14 protein-coding genes are annotated in these 15,073 nt (G+C 68.0%); 4 read left to right on the top strand and 10 right to left on the bottom strand.

Features of this window, described 5'->3' with window-relative positions; genetic code table 11:
* Positions 1–6 precede the first annotated feature (6 nt).
* The 10 genes from ACFY5A_RS18060 to ACFY5A_RS18015 all read right to left on the bottom strand — a co-directional run bounded on the left by ACFY5A_RS18060 (position 7) and on the right by ACFY5A_RS18015 (position 11,362).
* Positions 7–864, bottom strand: coding sequence for a carbohydrate kinase family protein (locus ACFY5A_RS18060; RefSeq protein ID WP_387236300.1), 858 nt, complete (start codon positions 862–864; stop codon positions 7–9).
* 27 nt (positions 865–891) lie between these two features.
* On the bottom strand, positions 892–1,995 hold the full coding sequence (locus ACFY5A_RS18055) for a polysaccharide deacetylase family protein (protein ID WP_387236297.1): 1,104 nt from the start codon (positions 1,993–1,995) through the stop codon (positions 892–894).
* A gap of 6 nt (positions 1,996–2,001) precedes the next feature.
* Positions 2,002–3,117 (bottom strand): adenosine deaminase, encoded by a 1,116-nt coding sequence (locus ACFY5A_RS18050; protein ID WP_387236294.1) that lies wholly within the window; start codon positions 3,115–3,117, stop codon positions 2,002–2,004.
* A 51-nt stretch (positions 3,118–3,168) separates the two neighbouring features.
* Positions 3,169–4,461, bottom strand: coding sequence for a thymidine phosphorylase (locus ACFY5A_RS18045; RefSeq protein WP_341941692.1), 1,293 nt, complete (start codon positions 4,459–4,461; stop codon positions 3,169–3,171).
* Positions 4,461–4,859, bottom strand: coding sequence for a cytidine deaminase (locus tag ACFY5A_RS18040; protein WP_341941691.1), 399 nt, complete (start codon positions 4,857–4,859; stop codon positions 4,461–4,463). Before ACFY5A_RS18040 ends, ACFY5A_RS18045 begins: the two co-directional genes overlap by 1 nt.
* Positions 4,860–4,866: 7 nt before the next feature.
* Positions 4,867–6,141, bottom strand: a complete 1,275-nt coding sequence (locus ACFY5A_RS18035; protein ID WP_341941690.1) for an ABC transporter permease — start codon at positions 6,139–6,141, stop codon at positions 4,867–4,869.
* Positions 6,138–7,400, bottom strand: coding sequence for an ABC transporter permease (locus ACFY5A_RS18030; RefSeq protein ID WP_341941689.1), 1,263 nt, complete (start codon positions 7,398–7,400; stop codon positions 6,138–6,140). The genes ACFY5A_RS18035 and ACFY5A_RS18030 overlap by 4 nt, the downstream gene beginning before the upstream one ends.
* Positions 7,397–8,911, bottom strand: coding sequence for an ABC transporter ATP-binding protein (locus tag ACFY5A_RS18025; RefSeq protein WP_341941688.1), 1,515 nt, complete (start codon positions 8,909–8,911; stop codon positions 7,397–7,399). The genes ACFY5A_RS18030 and ACFY5A_RS18025 overlap by 4 nt, the downstream gene beginning before the upstream one ends.
* 104 nt (positions 8,912–9,015) lie before the next feature.
* Positions 9,016–10,098 carry a BMP family ABC transporter substrate-binding protein gene (locus tag ACFY5A_RS18020; protein ID WP_341941687.1) on the bottom strand — a complete coding sequence of 361 codons (1,083 nt, stop codon included), beginning with the start codon at positions 10,096–10,098 and terminating at the stop codon, positions 9,016–9,018.
* A gap of 148 nt (positions 10,099–10,246) precedes the next feature.
* Positions 10,247–11,362, bottom strand: coding sequence for a mannose-1-phosphate guanylyltransferase (locus ACFY5A_RS18015; RefSeq protein WP_105675399.1), 1,116 nt, complete (start codon positions 11,360–11,362; stop codon positions 10,247–10,249).
* Positions 11,363–11,577: 215 nt separating this feature from the next.
* Between ACFY5A_RS18015 and sdhC the strand changes: the two genes are divergently transcribed.
* From sdhC to ACFY5A_RS17995, 4 genes are read left to right on the top strand one after another with little or no spacing between them, the layout of a single operon-like run.
* Positions 11,578–12,012, top strand: coding sequence for a succinate dehydrogenase, cytochrome b556 subunit (gene sdhC / locus ACFY5A_RS18010; RefSeq protein ID WP_105675364.1), 435 nt, complete (start codon positions 11,578–11,580; stop codon positions 12,010–12,012).
* Positions 12,012–12,455, top strand: a complete 444-nt coding sequence (locus ACFY5A_RS18005) for a succinate dehydrogenase hydrophobic membrane anchor subunit (RefSeq protein WP_105675367.1) — start codon at positions 12,012–12,014, stop codon at positions 12,453–12,455. Before sdhC ends, ACFY5A_RS18005 begins: the two co-directional genes overlap by 1 nt.
* Positions 12,456–12,475: 20 nt before the next feature.
* Positions 12,476–14,302: a succinate dehydrogenase flavoprotein subunit gene (sdhA, locus tag ACFY5A_RS18000; protein WP_341941686.1), complete on the top strand. Its 1,827-nt coding sequence runs from the start codon at positions 12,476–12,478 to the stop codon at positions 14,300–14,302.
* A 2-nt stretch (positions 14,303–14,304) separates the two neighbouring features.
* Positions 14,305–15,072 carry a succinate dehydrogenase iron-sulfur subunit gene (locus ACFY5A_RS17995; protein ID WP_105675371.1) on the top strand — a complete coding sequence of 256 codons (768 nt, stop codon included), beginning with the start codon at positions 14,305–14,307 and terminating at the stop codon, positions 15,070–15,072.
* Position 15,073: the final 1 nt, after the last annotated feature.

Below are 15,073 nucleotides of genomic sequence, written 5' to 3'. Positions count from 1 at the left end.
AGCGGATCAGCCGAGCACGGTGTCGAGGAGCGGATGCAGGTGTCTCGTGCCGAGCACCGTCGCCGCCGACCGCGCCCCGGCTGCCAGCGCCTCCGGAACCGCAGCGCCCGACAGCCGCGCGTCGAGGACGCCCGCGAGGAACGCGTCGCCCGCGCCGTTCGTGTCGACCACGTCAACGGGCTCCGCCGCCACACGGTGCTCGACGCCATCGGCATCCACCCCGACCGCACCGTCGGAGCCGAGGGTGCACACCGCGAGTCCGGCGCCACGATCGATGCACGAGCGCAGGAAGGCGACAGGATCGGCGAGCCTGTCGGCATTGCAGAAGACGGCATCCGCCGCCTCCAGGAAGGGCAGGTGGAACTCCGCCTCGCCGTCGTAGTCGTGCACGTCGACCCAGAGCGGTCGTCCGCTCTCTCGGGCGAGGGGCAGCATCCGCAGCGGCTCGGCGGCGAGATCGAGCACGATCGCATCTGCTGCGGCCATCGCGGCGCGCAGCTCGTCGTCATCGTCGCCCGCGGTGGCGGCGGGGGTCGAGAGGTACAGCGAGACCCGCGCGCCCGCTCGGGTCATCAGGTTGATGTGGCGTTCGGTCGTACCGATACCCCAGCGCACCGGCACTCCGGCAGCGCTCAGTGCGGCGCGCACACGGTCTCCGTGCTCGTCAGCCCCCGACTGCGCGTAGAGCAGCACGGAGCGACCGAGCCCGGTGAGACTCAGCGCCTTCCCCGCGCTGGTGCCGCCGACGGTGTCCCAGCCCGCCTCGGCGAACTGCATGTGCGGCACCGGTTCGGGGAGCCTGTCGAGCACCACGATCGAGTTCCAGGAGGCAGGACCGGCGATCACGACGGAGGCGGAGGGCATGCCCCCATCCTGCCGCAGCGGGCGCACTCAGCCGATGCGCTTGATCAGCGAGTCCACCGTCATCCCGTAGTCGATCCGCACCACCGGCAGCGCGAGCTTGTCGGTGCCGATCCCCACGAGTCCCGGCTCGATGGTGCGTGCCATCTCGTAGCCCGCCTGCGTCACGCCCTGCTTCGCCGTGTCGTTGTAGTGTCCGTACGGATAGGCGATCACCTGGCGCACACCGAGGATGTCCCCCGAGGTGTTGAGATCGGCGGCGATCTGATCCGCCGTCCAGTTGACCATGCGGCCCTTGCCGTTGTCGCCGGCCTGGTGCATGTCGTGGGTGTGCGAGCGCCGCTGCACGTAGATCGACGGCGCAGGATCCTGTCGAGCGGCCGTGATCATGAACGACGTCGACAGCAGCTTGTACTTGTCGATCACCGGGACGGCGAGATCGAACCAGGTCTGGTCGGCGTCGTCGTCGGTGATGATCACGGAGCGCGCAGGCAGATAGAGCTTCCCGTCGATGAAGGCGCTGAGCTCGTCCCAGGTGGGGAGGTAGAAGCCGGTCGTCGCGATGTGGTTCATCTGCGCGTCGAAGTCGCCGATGTACGCGTAGTTGCCGCGCAGCCAGCCCTTCTCCCCCTCGGGGTTCGCCGTGAACTGGTGGTACATGAGGATCGGGATCTTCGCGTTCTCCGCGACGTTCTCCTCCGGCGTCTTCCACGAGGCGAAAAGCTCGACTTGCTGGTCGGTGCACACCACGGGATCGGCGCCGTTCACACGGGCCGCCGGGTCGAACGCCGCCGCTGCTGCCGCCGTGGGATACCAGCCCGCGAACACCTTCCCCTCGATCGCCGGGATCGGGAGGTTCTGATACAGCGCCGCCTGCGACTGCAGCAGGGGATCGGCGGGAGCGCCCTCTCCCGAGAACGTCACCGCGCACGCCTGCGGATCGTCGGCATCGGCGACCAGCTGCTGGGCAGGGGTGAGCGGATGCTCGATCATCCCCGCCTCCGCGCGCGGGACAGGCTCCTCGGGAGCGCGTCCAGCAATCCAGGCGTAGGCCCCGGCCGCTCCCCCTCCCAGGAGCACTACCGCGGTGATGATGAATGCGATGACCTTGCGCTTGCGCTTCCCCCCGGCCATCGTGATCTAGATGTCGAAGCCTTCGGCGATCATCTCAACGAGCTCTTCCCGCTCCTCGACCGGGAGGAAGGCCGCAGCAGCGGCGTTGAACTGGAAGGTCTCCAGGTCGTCGAGGTCGTACTCGAAGGCCTCGACGAGCAGGGCCAGCTCGCGGGTGAGCGAGGTGGCGCTCATGGTGCGGTTGTCGACGTTCACCGTCACGGCGAAGCCGAGCTGGTAGAGCAGGTCGAAGGGGTGGTCGGCGAGCGTCCTGCCCCACTTCTCGATCGCGCCGGTCTGCAGGTTCGACGAGGGCGAGAGCTCGAGCGGGATCTCGCGATCGCGCACCCAGCGGGCGAGGTCGCCGAACTGCACCTGCACCTCGTCGCCCTCCTCCGTGATCACCTCGAGGTCCTCGGCGATGCGCACGCCGTGACCGAGGCGCAGCGCGCGGCCGTCGAGCAGTGCAGAGCGGATCGATGCGAGACCGGCCGCCTCTCCGGCATGCACGGTGACCGGGAAGAAGTTCCCGGCGAGGTAGTCGAAGGCCGCACGGTGGTTGGACGGCGGGAAGCCGTCCTCCGGACCGGCGATGTCGAAGCCCACGGCTCCGCGACCGCGGAAGTCCACCGCGAGCTCCGCGATCTCACGCGCACGGTCGGTGTGCCGCATCGCGGTGATCAGCTGGCCGACGCGGATGCTGCGACCCGCGCGGTCGACGGCGTCCTCGCCCTCCTCGATGCCCTGCTGCACGGCCTCGACGGTCTGCTCCAGCGTGAGGCCGCGCGCGAGATGCTGCTCCGGCGCCCAGCGGACCTCGCCGTAGATGACGCCGTCGGCCGCCAGGTCCTGCACGAACTCCCGGGCGACCCTGGTCAGGCCCTCCTGCGTCTGCATGACGGCGGTCGTGAGGTCGAAGGTCTTCAGGTACTCGACGAGCGACCCGGAGTCGCTCTTCGTCGCGAACCACTTCCCGAGTTCGACGGGGCTGCTCTCCGGCACCTCGAGCCCGATGGCATCCGCGAGCTCGATGATGGTGGCCGGGCGCAGAGCGCCGTCGAGGTGGTCGTGCAGCGACACCTTCGGCAGGCTGCGCAGTGACGCTCCCTGAATGGAGACGTCGCCGTTCGCGTCGATCGACATGGAAGTTCCTCTCGGTCGCAGGTTCGCTCTGTACAGGCTAGCGGTCGGCGCTCAGGCCGTGATGCGCTCGCGCACGATCGGGCCGGAGGCCGGAGCCTCGTCGCCGATCTCCCACGAGCCCGCGAGAGCCTCGAGCGCGCGGGGGAACCGCGCCTCGTCGGCCGCGGACAGCGTGAACAGCGGCTGCCCCGCCACGACACGGTCGCCGGGCTTGGCGTGCAGATCGATGCCCGCCTCGAAGACCACGGGGTCCTCGGCCCTGGCACGGCCGGCGCCGAGACGCCACGCGGCGATCCCGAACGGGAGCGCATCCATGCGCGACACGACGCCGTCGGCGTCCGCCGTGACGACGTGCGTCTCGCGAGCGGTCGGCAGCGCGGCATCCGGGTCGCCGTCCTGGGCGCGGATCATCGCCTTCCAGCTGTCCATCGCACGTCCGTCGTCGAGCGCCTTCTCCACATCGGCATCCGGCTGTCCGGCGAGGGCGAGCATCTCCTTGGCCAGAGCGAGGGTGAGCTCACGCACGTCGGAGGGGCCGCCGCCGGCGAGCACCTCGACCGATTCGCGCACCTCGTTGGCGTTGCCGATCGCGAGTCCGAGCGGCACGTTCATGTCGGTCAGCAGCGCCGTGGTCGCCACGCCGGAGTCGGTGCCCAGCGCGACCATCGTGCGGGCCAGCTCGCGGGCGCGGTCGATGTCCTGCATGAACGCGCCGGAGCCGAACTTCACGTCCAGCACCAGAGCATCGGTGCCCTCGGCGATCTTCTTCGACATGATGCTCGACGCGATCAGCGGGATCGCCTCGACCGTGCCGGTGACGTCGCGCAGGGCGTAGAGCTTCTTGTCGGCGGGGGCGAGGCCGGAGCCCGCCGCGCAGATCACGGCGCCGACGTCGCTCTGCATCTGCGCGAACATCTCCTCGTTGCTGAGCGCCGCGCGCCAGCCGGGGATCGACTCGAGCTTGTCGAGCGTGCCGCCCGTGTGGCCGAGACCGCGTCCGGAGAGCTGCGGTACCGCGACGCCGAACACGGCGACGAGCGGGGCGAGCGGAAGGGTGATCTTGTCGCCGACGCCGCCGGTGGAGTGCTTGTCGACGGTCTTCTTGCCCAGGCTCGCGAAGCTCATGCGCTCCCCCGTGGCGATCATCGCGTCGGTCAGCACCCGGATCTCGTCGCGCTCCATGCCGCGCTGGAACACGGCCATCGCGAACGACGCCATCTGCGCGTCGGACACGTAGCCGCGGGTGTAGGCGTCGACCATCCAGCGCAGCGCCGGCTCGGGGACCATCCCGCCGTCGCGCTTCGCGCGGATCACGTCGACGGCGTCGAAGGGCTCAACAGACATCAGCGAACGTCCTCAAGGTCTCGGGGGCCGAACGCATCCGGCAGTACTTCATCGATGGTGCGGATGCCGGAGACGGTCTCCAGGAGCATCCCGGGCATGGCGTGCTCGAACAGCAGCTGGCGGCAGCGGCCGCACGGCATGATCGTCTCGCCGTCGTTGTTGACGCACACGAAGGCGACGAGCTTGCCGCCGCCCGACATGTGCAGATCGCCGACCAGCGCGCACTCCGCGCACAGCGTCACTCCGTAGGAGGCGTTCTCGACGTTGCATCCGGCGACGACCCTGCCGTCGCTGACCAGTGCGGCGGCGCCGACCCGGTAGCGCGAGTACGGCGCGTACGCCTTCGTCATGGCATCGGTCGCGACCTGTCTCAGGTCGTCCCAGTCGATGTCGGTCATGTCTCTCCTAGGACTTGATGTACGGATCGCCGTCGGCCGCCGGCGGACGGGAGCGTCCGACGAGGCCTGCCACGGCGAAGATCGTGACGACGTACGGCAGCATCAGCATGAACTGGCTGGGCACCGGGGAGCCGATGACGCTCAGCACGCCCTGCAGGTTCGTCGCGAAGCCGAACAGCAGCGCCGCCAGCGTGGCCTTGATCGGGTCCCACTTTCCGAAGATCACGGCGGCGAGGGCGATGAAGCCCGCACCAGCGGTCATCTCGGGGTTGAACCGCGGCACGGAGACGAGCGTGTAGAACGCGCCGCCCATGCCGGCGATGGCGCCGGCGATCAGCACGTTCATGTAGCGCGTGCGGGCGACGTTGATGCCCACGGTGTCGGCGGCCTGCGGGTGCTCGCCGACGGCACGCATGCGCAGACCCCACCGGGTGCGGTACATGCCGAACCACACGACGAACACGACGATGTACATGAGGTACACGACGATCGTCTGTCGGAACAGGATCGGCCCGAGGATCGGGATCTCGCTGAGGAGCGGGATCGGCAGCACCTCGAACGGGGTGACCGTGTTCAGGGTCGCCTGGTTGGGCGCGAGCACCTGCCGGAACAGGAAGGTCGTGACGCCGATGACCAGCACGTTCAGCACGACGCCGACGATGACCTGGTCGACGTAGTAGGTGATGGCGAAGACGCCGAGGATCAGCGCGACGAGCACGCCCGCCGCCATCGCGGCGATGAGCCCAGCCCACGGGGAGCCGGTGGCCGACCCGACGATCGCCGCCGTGAAGGCGCCGGCCAGCAGCTGGGCCTCGATGGCGATGTTCACCACGCCGGCCCGCTCGCCGATCACGCCGCCCAGGGCACCGAAGATCAGCGGAGTGGCGAGTGCCAGTGCACCGCCGAGCAGACCGATCATCGGCAGCGTGCCCGAGCTGCCTGCGGCGGCCCATGACAGGAAGCCGAAGATCAGCGCGATCGCGAAGACGGCGGTGAGCCACAGCGGGATGGCGCGTCGCTTCGACGCCAGGAACCACGCCGCAGCGGAGATCGCGGCCGCGATGATCACGGCGATCCACGCGGTCGCGGTACCGGGCACGACGAGGTTCGGGATCGCGATCAGCTCGGAACCAGCGGTGAGCTTGAACGTCGAGTCGCCCGGACGGGACACGAGCAGCGGAAGCAGCGCGAACAACACGGTGACCACGCTGAAGATGATCGGTGTCTTCCAGGAGACGACCGCGACGGTACGGGGCTCTGCATCGAGAGTCTGCACGCTCATGCCGACACCTCCTTCTTCGCGGCGCGACGCTGTCGGCGGCTCGCGCGACCGGGCTGCGGGAGACCGAACATGGCCCGCACGAGCGGCGGCGCCGCGATGAACAGCACGATCAGGGACTGCACGACGAGGACGATCTCGATCGGCACCCCCTGGGACGCCTGCATCGTGAATCCGCCGGTCTTGAAGGCGCCGAACAGGAGTCCTGCGCCCAGGATGCCGAGCGGGCGCGAGCGCCCGAGCAGGGCGACCGTGATCGCATCGAAGCCGATGCCCGCGTCGATGCCGCCGCTGAAGCCCTTCGGCTCGGTGCCGAGCACCTGGCTGACGCCGGCGAGGCCGACGAGGGCTCCGGCGATGAGCATGACCGTGAAGTACATGCGCCCCACCGAGATGCCGGCGGTGCGGGCGGCTGCGGGGTTCTCCCCCACGGCGCGGAAGCGGAAGCCGAGGCTCGAGCGCTCCAGCAGCCACCACGTGATGGCCACCGCGACGAGGGCGAGGAGGAAGCCGAGGTGCAGCTTGTACATCGGGCCGAGGATGAGCGGGAAGATCGCGTTCTCCGCCATGGGCGCGGTCTTCGGGTTGTTCGAGCCCGGCGCCTGCAGCAGTCCCTGCGTCGCCAGCATCCAGGCCAGGAGGTAGAACGCGATGTGGTTGAGCATGATCGTCACGATCACCTCGTGCGCACCGGTGCGAGCCTTGAGGAGACCGGCGATGCCGGCCCAGATCGCACCGGCGACGATGCCGGCGATGAGCGCGGCGATCATGTGCAGCGGGAACGGGAGGTCCCATGCGGTGGCGACGTATCCGGCAGCGGCAGCCGCCATCAGCATCTGCCCCTGGCCGCCGATGTTGAAGAGGCCGGCGCGGAACGCGAGTCCGACGCCGAGGCCGGCCGCGATCAGCGGCGTGGCGAACTTCAGCGTCTCCGTCAGCGGACGGATGCCGATGAGGAAGGAGTCGGCGTTGAAGTTGTAGATCGATCCGCGGAAGAGAGCGGCGTACGCGCCTCCGACGGCGCTGCCGATCGCGTTCAGCGTGTCCATGGGCGCCGCGAAGAAGTAGCTCGACGCCGCCTGGACCTCGGGGTCCGTCAGCGCGATCATGAGCGAGCCGACGATGATGGCCGCGAGCACGGCGAGGACCGAGACGAGGGCGTTGCCGCTGACGATCTCGGTGAGAGCGGCGCGCCACTTCGAGGGCGCCGGAGCCTCCGGCGCGGTCGTGGCCGCGTCGGGCTGGGTCTGGGCGGAGGTCATGCCTGGGCTCCTTCGTTCGCGGCGCCTGCCATCATCAGACCGAGGGTGTCGCGCGGGGTGTCTCCCGGGACGATGCCGACGATCTTGCCGCGGTACATCACCAGGATCCGATCGGCGAGGGCGGTGACCTCGTCGAGCTCGGTGGAGATCACGATCACGGGGACGCCGGAGTCGCGCGTCTCGATCACGCGCTTGTGGATGAACTCGATCGAGCCGACGTCGACGCCGCGGGTCGGCTGCGCTGCCACGAAGAGCGACAGGTCGCGGCTCAGCTCGCGGGCGAGCACGACCTTCTGCTGGTTGCCGCCCGAGAGACGCCCTGCGGCCTGCGTCGGCCCCTGGGTCCTGATGTCGAACTCGGCGATCTTCTCGCGGGCGAAGTCATCGCGCACGCGCAGCTGGAGGGCGCCGTTTTTCACGAACGGGGCGCCGTTGGAGCGGTCGAGCATGAGGTTCTCGGCGATCGAGAACTCCTTCACGAGACCGTCGACGCCGCGGTCCTCGGGGACGAAGCCGACGCCGACGTCGAGGATCTGCTTGACGGTGCGGCCGACCAGCTCCTCGCCGTTCAGGCGGATGCTGCCGCGGACCCTGTCCTGCAGGCCCATCAGCGCCTCGGTGAGCTCGGTCTGGCCGTTGCCCTGCACGCCGGCGATGGCGAGGACCTCGCCGCCGCGGACCTCGAAGGAGGCCTCGTCGACGAGGACCGCTCCGGTGACGTCCGTCACGGTGAGGTTCTCGACCACCAGGGAGTTGGTGCGGAGGTTCGGGGCGTCCTTGTGGACGGTGAGCTCGACCGCACGGCCGACCATGAGGGAGGCGAGCTCGGTGTTCGACGCGGTCGGGGAGGCCTCTCCGACGACCTTGCCGAGACGGATCACCGTGATGCGGTCGGCGACCTCGCGGACCTCACGGAGCTTGTGGGTGATGAAGACGATGGCGGTGCCCTGCTCCTTGAGCTGGCGCATCGTCGCCATGAGCTCGTCGGTCTCCTGCGGGGTGAGCACGGCGGTCGGCTCGTCGAAGACCAGGATGCTGGCCTCGCGCGACAGCGCCTTGATGATCTCGACCCGCTGCTGCACGCCGACGGGGAGGTCCTCGACGACGGCGTCCGGATCGACGTCGAACCCGAAGCGGTCGGAGATCTCCTTGACCTGGCGGCGGGCGGCGGCGAGGTCGAGGCGACCGCCGAAGGTGGTCTTCTCGTGGCCCAGCATCACGTTCTCCGCCACGGTGAAGACGGGGACGAGCATGAAGTGCTGGTGCACCATGCCGATGCCCGCGTTCATCGCGTCGCCGGGGCCGGAGAAGTGCTGCACGACGTCGTCGATGAGGATCTCGCCCTCGTCGGCCTGGTAGAGGCCGTAGAGGACGTTCATCAGGGTCGATTTTCCTGCGCCGTTCTCGCCGAGAAGGCAGTGGATCTCTCCGGGCTGGACGACCAGGTCGATGTGGTCGTTGGCCGTCAGTGCGCCGAACCTCTTCGTTATGCCGCGCAGCTCGAGCTTCATGTGTCCGATCCTATTCATGACATCGCCGTGCTGCCCAGAGATCGCCCGGGCAGACGACATCGGGGAGGCCGACTGGGCCGGCCTCCCCGATGCTGTGGTGGTTGTTACTCGCTGAGGTACGAGGTGACCTTGATCTTGCCGGAGATGATGTCCGCCTTGATCGTGTCGACCTTCTTCACGAGCTCGGCGTCGACCTTGCTCTCGAAGTTGTGCAGCGGGGCGATGCCCACGCCCTCGTTCTCGAGGGTGCCGATGTACGGCTCACCGGAGAACTTGCCCTCTGCGCTGGACTTGACGGCCTCGTAGGTCGAGACGTCCATGGCCTTGAGCACCGAGGTGAGCACGAAGTCGGCCGTGGTCGGGTCGGTGTTGAAGAGGTCGGCGTCGGCGCCGATCAGCGCGATGTCCTTGCCCGAGTCCTTGATGGCCTGGAGGCCGGACTGGTAGATCGGACCGCCGACCGGGAAGAGCACGTCGACACCCTGGTCGATGATGTTCGTCGCGGTGGTCTTCGCGTCCTGGTTGGCCTCGAAGCCACCCGTGAAGGAGCCGGTCTTGCCGTCCCAGCCGATGACCTCGACGGCCGTGCTGTTCTCGGTGTTGTAGTAGTCGACGCCCTGCTTGAAGCCGTCCATGAAGATCGTGACGGTCGGGAACTCCATGCCGCCGTACGTTCCGACCTTGCCGGTCTTGCTGTAGCCGGCGGAGAGGTAGCCCGCGAGGAACGCGGCCTCGGCCGTGTTGTAGAGCAGCGGCTTGACGTTGTCGGGCTTGCTGTCGCCGCCCGCGTCGTCGATGAGGATGAAGTCGGTGTCGGGGTTGGCGGTCGCCGCGTCGACGGTCGCCTGCGAGAGCGCGAAGCCGACGGTGACGATCGTGTTGCAACCCTCGGAGACCATGTTGTCGATGTTGGGGCCGTACTCGGTCTCGGCGTTCGACTCGGCCTTCTTGAGCGTCACGCCCAGCTCTTCGGCGGCCTTGTTCGCGCCCTCGAAGGAGAGCTGGTTGAACGACTTGTCGTCGAAGCCTCCGGCGTCGGAGACGATGCACGGAGTGAAGTCGGATGCAGCGGGCTTGTCAGAGCCGCCCGGCTTGTCGGTCGGAGCCTGGCCACAGCCGGCGAGGGCGAAGATGACGCCCGCGGCGACGGCTGCGCTCAGCAGCTTCTTGGTGGTGGAGATGGTCAACTCATGCCTCCCTCAGCGAACCCGCGGCCATCGCGGATCGCTCAAAGTTACCTACTGTTTCGACGTTTGGGCATATCCGGCCCGCACCTGCTGGCGAATGGTTACAAAGCTGAAATCAATCCAGCAGATGAGCATGCAAGCGTGCTCATCAGAGCACGTCGCCTCGCCCCGTCAGCTTCAGCGACTCCACGACGCCCTTGACGCGCTGCGCGTGCTCGACCGTGGTCACCAGCAGGGCGTCCGGGGTGTCCACCACCACGATGTCCTTCACCCCGACCAGGCTGATCACGCGGCTCGTCTGACTCACGAGGATGCCGCTCGCCGCATCCGACAGCACCCTGGCCTTGGGGCCGAGCACGGCGAGGTCGTTCTTGCGGCCGTTGGTGATGAGCTTGGTGAGAGAGGCGAAGTCGCCCACGTCGTCCCAGTCGAAGTGGCCGGGCACCACGGCGAGGCGGCCGCGTTGGGCCGCGGGCTCCGCGACGGCGTAGTCGATGGCGATCTTCTTCAGGCGGGGCCAGATGCGGTCGACGGCGGGGCCGCGACGGTCCCGGTCGTCCCACGCCTCGGCGAGCTCGATGAGCCCCGCGTGCAGCTCCGGCTCGTTGATCGCCAGCTCGTCGAGCAGCACGCTCGCCTTGGCGATGAACATGCCCGCGTTCCAGAGATAGCTGCGGTCGGCGATGTACGCCTTCGCGGTCTCCAAGTCGGGCTTCTCGACGAAGCTCTCCACGAGAGACGCCTCGCGGGCGCCGTCGACGACGAGCTCCTCCCCCTGCTTGATGTAGCCGAAGCCGATGGCGGGCTCGGTCGGCGTGATGCCGATCGTGCAGATGTACCCCTCGCGCGCGACCTCGACGGCATCCCGCACGGCGAACTCGAACACGCGGGTGCCGCGGATCACGTGGTCGGCGCTGAACGAGCCGATGATCACGTCGGGGTCGCGGCGGTGCAGGATCGCGGCGGCCAGGCCGATCGCCGCCGCCGACTCGCGCGGCTCCGACTCGAGGAAGACGTTGAGATCGGGGATGTCGGGGAGCTGCTCCTCCACCGCGGCGCGATGCGCGCGGCCGGTGACCACGGCGATCCTGTCGTGCCCGGCGAGCGGCTCCAGCCTGTCCCACGTGTCACGCAGCAGCGAATGACCAGAGCCGGTGAGGTCGTGCAGGAACTTGGGGGCGTCCGCCCGCGACAGCGGCCAGAGCCTGCTCCCGATGCCGCCAGCAGGGATCACCGCGTAGAAGTCCTTGATCGGTTGGGTCACCTGGCCAGAGTACCCGCCGCCCATCATGCGCACAGGCTCTCGACACCATGCGGAAATCCTCTCGACATCGAGACACTTAGGTTGCCCTTCGTCGCTCTCAGCGATCTGACAGGAATAGGATGGACACCGATCGGCCGTGCCTGATGTGATGACAGGCTCACACTTGGACCACGCACTGCACGCGACCGAGTCACTTCGATCCAGGGAGGACGACCGTGTCCACAAGCGCTCGCTTGACACCGTCGATTTCGGAAACCACGTCAAAGACCCCGCGCGGCACCCTCTATCGGGGCCGCGAAGGCATGTGGTCGTGGGTGCTTCATCGCATCACCGGAGTCGCCATCTTCTTCTTCCTGTTGGTGCATGTGCTCGACACAGCGCTCATCAGGGTGTCGCCGGAGGCGTACAACGCGGTGATCGGCACCTACAAGAACCCGATCATGGCGCTGGGCGAGGTCGTACTGGTCGCCGGCATCGTGTTCCACGCGATGAACGGCCTGCGCATCATCGCGGTCGACTTCTGGTCGAAGGGCGCCAAGTACCAGCGTCAGCTGTTCTGGGTCGTCATCGGCGTCTGGGCCGTGCTGATGGCCGGCTTCGTGCCGCGCCACCTCGCGCTCGCGTTCGCCGGCTTCGGAGGAGGACACTGATGACCGCTCAGACCGTCGCGGCCCCGATCCGCCGTCAGCGCGGATTCAACCTCGAGAAGTGGGGCTGGCTCTTCATGCGCGGCTCCGGCATCGTGCTCGTGGTGCTGATCTTCGGCCACCTCTTCATCAACCTGATGGTCGGCGAGGGCATCCACGCCCTCGACTTCGCATTCATCGCCGGCAAGTTCGCCACGCCGTTCTGGCAGTGGTGGGACGTGCTGATGCTGTGGCTCGCGCTCATCCACGGCGCCAACGGCATGCGCACCATCGTCAACGACTACGTCACGAACAACACGGCACGCAAGGTGCTCATCTGGGCACTGGGCCTCGCAGCCGGCCTCCTCATCCTCCTCGGCACGCTCGTGGTCTTCACGTTCGACCCGTGCCTCGGAGTGACCGAGTCGAGCACCCTGTGGGACACCTGCCAGGCCGTGGCTAACTGATAGAGAAGGCATACGAAAAAGTGACTACTGAGGCGCAGGAGTCCGTCGTCCGCGACGGCGTGCACTACCACCAGTTCGACATCGTCATCGTGGGCGCCGGCGGCGCCGGCATGCGCGCCGCCATCGAGGCGGGTCCCGGGGCCAGGACCGCGGTGATCTCCAAGCTCTACCCGACGCGCTCCCACACGGGAGCAGCGCAGGGTGGCATGGCCGCCGCCCTCGCGAACGTCGAGGAGGACAGCTGGGAGTGGCACACCTTCGACACGGTCAAGGGCGGCGACTACCTCGTCGACCAGGACGCGGCGGAGATCCTCGCCAAGGAGGCGATCGACGCGGTCATCGACCTCGAGAACATGGGCCTGCCCTTCAACCGCACCCCCGAGGGCAAGATCGACCAGCGCCGCTTCGGCGGTCACACCGCCGAGCACGGCAAGACCCCTGTCCGCCGCGCCTGCTACGCCGCGGACCGCACGGGGCACATGATCCTGCAGACGCTGTTCCAGAACTGCGTCAAGCTCGGCATCAACTTCTTCAACGAGTTCTACGTGCTCGACCTGCTGACGGTGAAGGATGCCGACGGCAAGACCCAGGTCTCTGGCGTCGTCGCCTACGACCTCGCCACGGGCGAGCTGCACGTCTTCCAGGCCAAGGCCGTGATCTTCGCGACCGGCGGCTTCGGCAAGATCTTCAAGACCACCTCGAACGCGCACACCCTCACGGGAGACGGCGTCGGCATCGTGTGGCGCAAGGGCCTCCCCCTCGAGGACCTGGAGTTCTTCCAGTTCCACCCCACCGGCCTCGCCGGCCTCGGCATCCTCCTCACCGAGGGCGCCCGCGGCGAGGGCGCGATCCTGCGCAACGCCTCGGGCGAGCGCTTCATGGAGCGCTACGCCCCGACCATCAAGGACCTCGCTCCGCGTGACATCGTCGCCCGCTGCATGGTGCAGGAGGTCCTCGACGGCCGCGGCGCCGGGCCCCACAAGGACTACGTGCTGCTCGACTGCACGCACCTCGGCGCGGAGGTCCTGGAGACCAAGCTCCCAGACATCACCGAGTTCGCCCGCACGTACCTGGGCGTCGACCCGGTCGTCGAGCCGGTCCCCGTGATGCCGACCGCGCACTACGCGATGGGCGGCATCCCCACGAACAACAACGGAGAGGTGCTGGCGGACAATGACACGGTCGTCCCCGGTCTCTACGCCGCCGGCGAGTGCGCGTGCGTCTCGGTGCACGGAGCCAACCGCCTCGGCACCAACTCGCTGCTGGACATCAACGTGTTCGGCAAGCGCAGCGGCCGCAACGCGGTCGAGTACGTCAAGACCGCGGAGTTCGTCCCGCTGCCCGAGAACCCGGCGGCATTCGTCTCCGACATGCTCGAGGGACTGCGGAACAACCAGGGCACCGAGCGCATCGCCGTGCTGCGCAAGACGCTGCAGGACGAGATGGACAAGGGCGCTCAGGTGTTCCGCACCCACGAGTCCCTGCAGCACGTGCTCGGCGTCATCGCCGACCTGCGCGAGCGGTACAAGAACGTCCACGTCGACGACAAGGGCCACCGATTCAACACCGATCTGCTCGAGGCCGTCGAGCTGGGCTTCCTGCTCGACATCGCCGAGGTCGTCGTCTACGCGGCGCAGAACCGCGAGGAGAGCCGCGGCGGCCACATGCGCGACGACTTCCCGAAGCGCGACGACGAGAAGTACATGCAGCACACGATGGCGTACCTCACGGGAGACGCGCACTCCGCCGACCCGAGCGACCACATCCGGCTGGACTGGAAGCCCGTCGTGTTCACGAAGAACGAACAGGGCGAGTTGAACTACCCGCCGATGGAGAGGAAGTACTGAGCATGGCGAACGCAGTCGCAGAAGCACCGGCAGCAGACTCGGCATCCGAGGTCATCCAGTCCTTCATCGTCACCTTCAACATCCGCCGTTTCGACCCCGAGGTCGACGCGGAGCCGCACTGGGTCGACTACGACGTGGAGCTCTACTCCACCGACCGCGTGCTCGACGCGCTGCACAAGATCAAGTGGGAGGTCGACGGCTCGCTGACCTTCCGCCGCTCGTGCGCCCACGGCATCTGCGGCTCCGATGCGATGCGCATCAACGGCCGCAACCGCCTCGCCTGCAAGACGCTGATCAAGGACCTCGACATCTCGAAGCCGATCTACGTCGAGGCGATCAAGGGTCTGCCGCTGGAGAAGGACCTCGTCGTCGACATGGAGCCGTTCTTCGCCTCCTACCGCGAGGTGCAGCCGTTCCTGGTGGCGAGCTCCGTGCCCGAGAAGGGCAAGGAGCGCATCCAGACCATCGCCGACCGCGAGATCTTCGACGACACCACCAAGTGCATCCTGTGCGCCGCGTGCACCTCGTCGTGCCCCGTGTTCTGGACCGACGGGCAGTACTTCGGCCCGGCCGCGATCGTCAACGCGCACCGCTTCATCTTCGACTCGCGCGATGACAACGCCGCCGTGCGCCTCGACATCCTCAACGACAAGGAGGGCGTGTGGCGCTGCCGCACGACCTTCAACTGCTCCGAGGCCTGCCCCCGCGGCATCGAGGTGACCAAGGCCATCGCCGAGGTCAAGCAGGCGGTTCTCCGCGGTCGTCCCTGAC

It is taken from the genome of Microbacterium sp. NPDC012755 (genome assembly GCF_042901325.1).
Taxonomy (GTDB): Bacteria; Actinomycetota; Actinomycetes; order Actinomycetales; family Microbacteriaceae; genus Microbacterium; species Microbacterium natoriense.
This window is presented reverse-complemented; position numbering and strand designations above follow the sequence as displayed.

Bases quoted from the DNA above. Each gene is read 5' to 3' on its own strand.
- ACFY5A_RS18060 (WP_387236300.1), bottom strand. From the start codon at position 864: ATGCCCTCCGCCTCCGTCGTGATCGCCGGTCCTGCCTCCTGGAACTCG.
- ACFY5A_RS18055 (WP_387236297.1), bottom strand. From the start codon at position 1,995: ATGGCCGGGGGGAAGCGCAAGCGCAAGGTCATCGCATTCATCATCACC.
- ACFY5A_RS18050 (WP_387236294.1), bottom strand. From the start codon at position 3,117: ATGTCGATCGACGCGAACGGCGACGTCTCCATTCAGGGAGCGTCACTG.
- ACFY5A_RS18045 (WP_341941692.1), bottom strand. From the start codon at position 4,461: ATGTCTGTTGAGCCCTTCGACGCCGTCGACGTGATCCGCGCGAAGCGC.
- ACFY5A_RS18040 (WP_341941691.1), bottom strand. From the start codon at position 4,859: ATGACCGACATCGACTGGGACGACCTGAGACAGGTCGCGACCGATGCC.
- ACFY5A_RS18035 (WP_341941690.1), bottom strand. From the start codon at position 6,141: ATGAGCGTGCAGACTCTCGATGCAGAGCCCCGTACCGTCGCGGTCGTC.
- ACFY5A_RS18030 (WP_341941689.1), bottom strand. From the start codon at position 7,400: ATGACCTCCGCCCAGACCCAGCCCGACGCGGCCACGACCGCGCCGGAG.
- ACFY5A_RS18025 (WP_341941688.1), bottom strand. From the start codon at position 8,911: ATGAAGCTCGAGCTGCGCGGCATAACGAAGAGGTTCGGCGCACTGACG.
- ACFY5A_RS18005 (WP_105675367.1), top strand. From the start codon at position 12,012: ATGACCGCTCAGACCGTCGCGGCCCCGATCCGCCGTCAGCGCGGATTC.
- ACFY5A_RS17995 (WP_105675371.1), top strand. From the start codon at position 14,305: ATGGCGAACGCAGTCGCAGAAGCACCGGCAGCAGACTCGGCATCCGAG.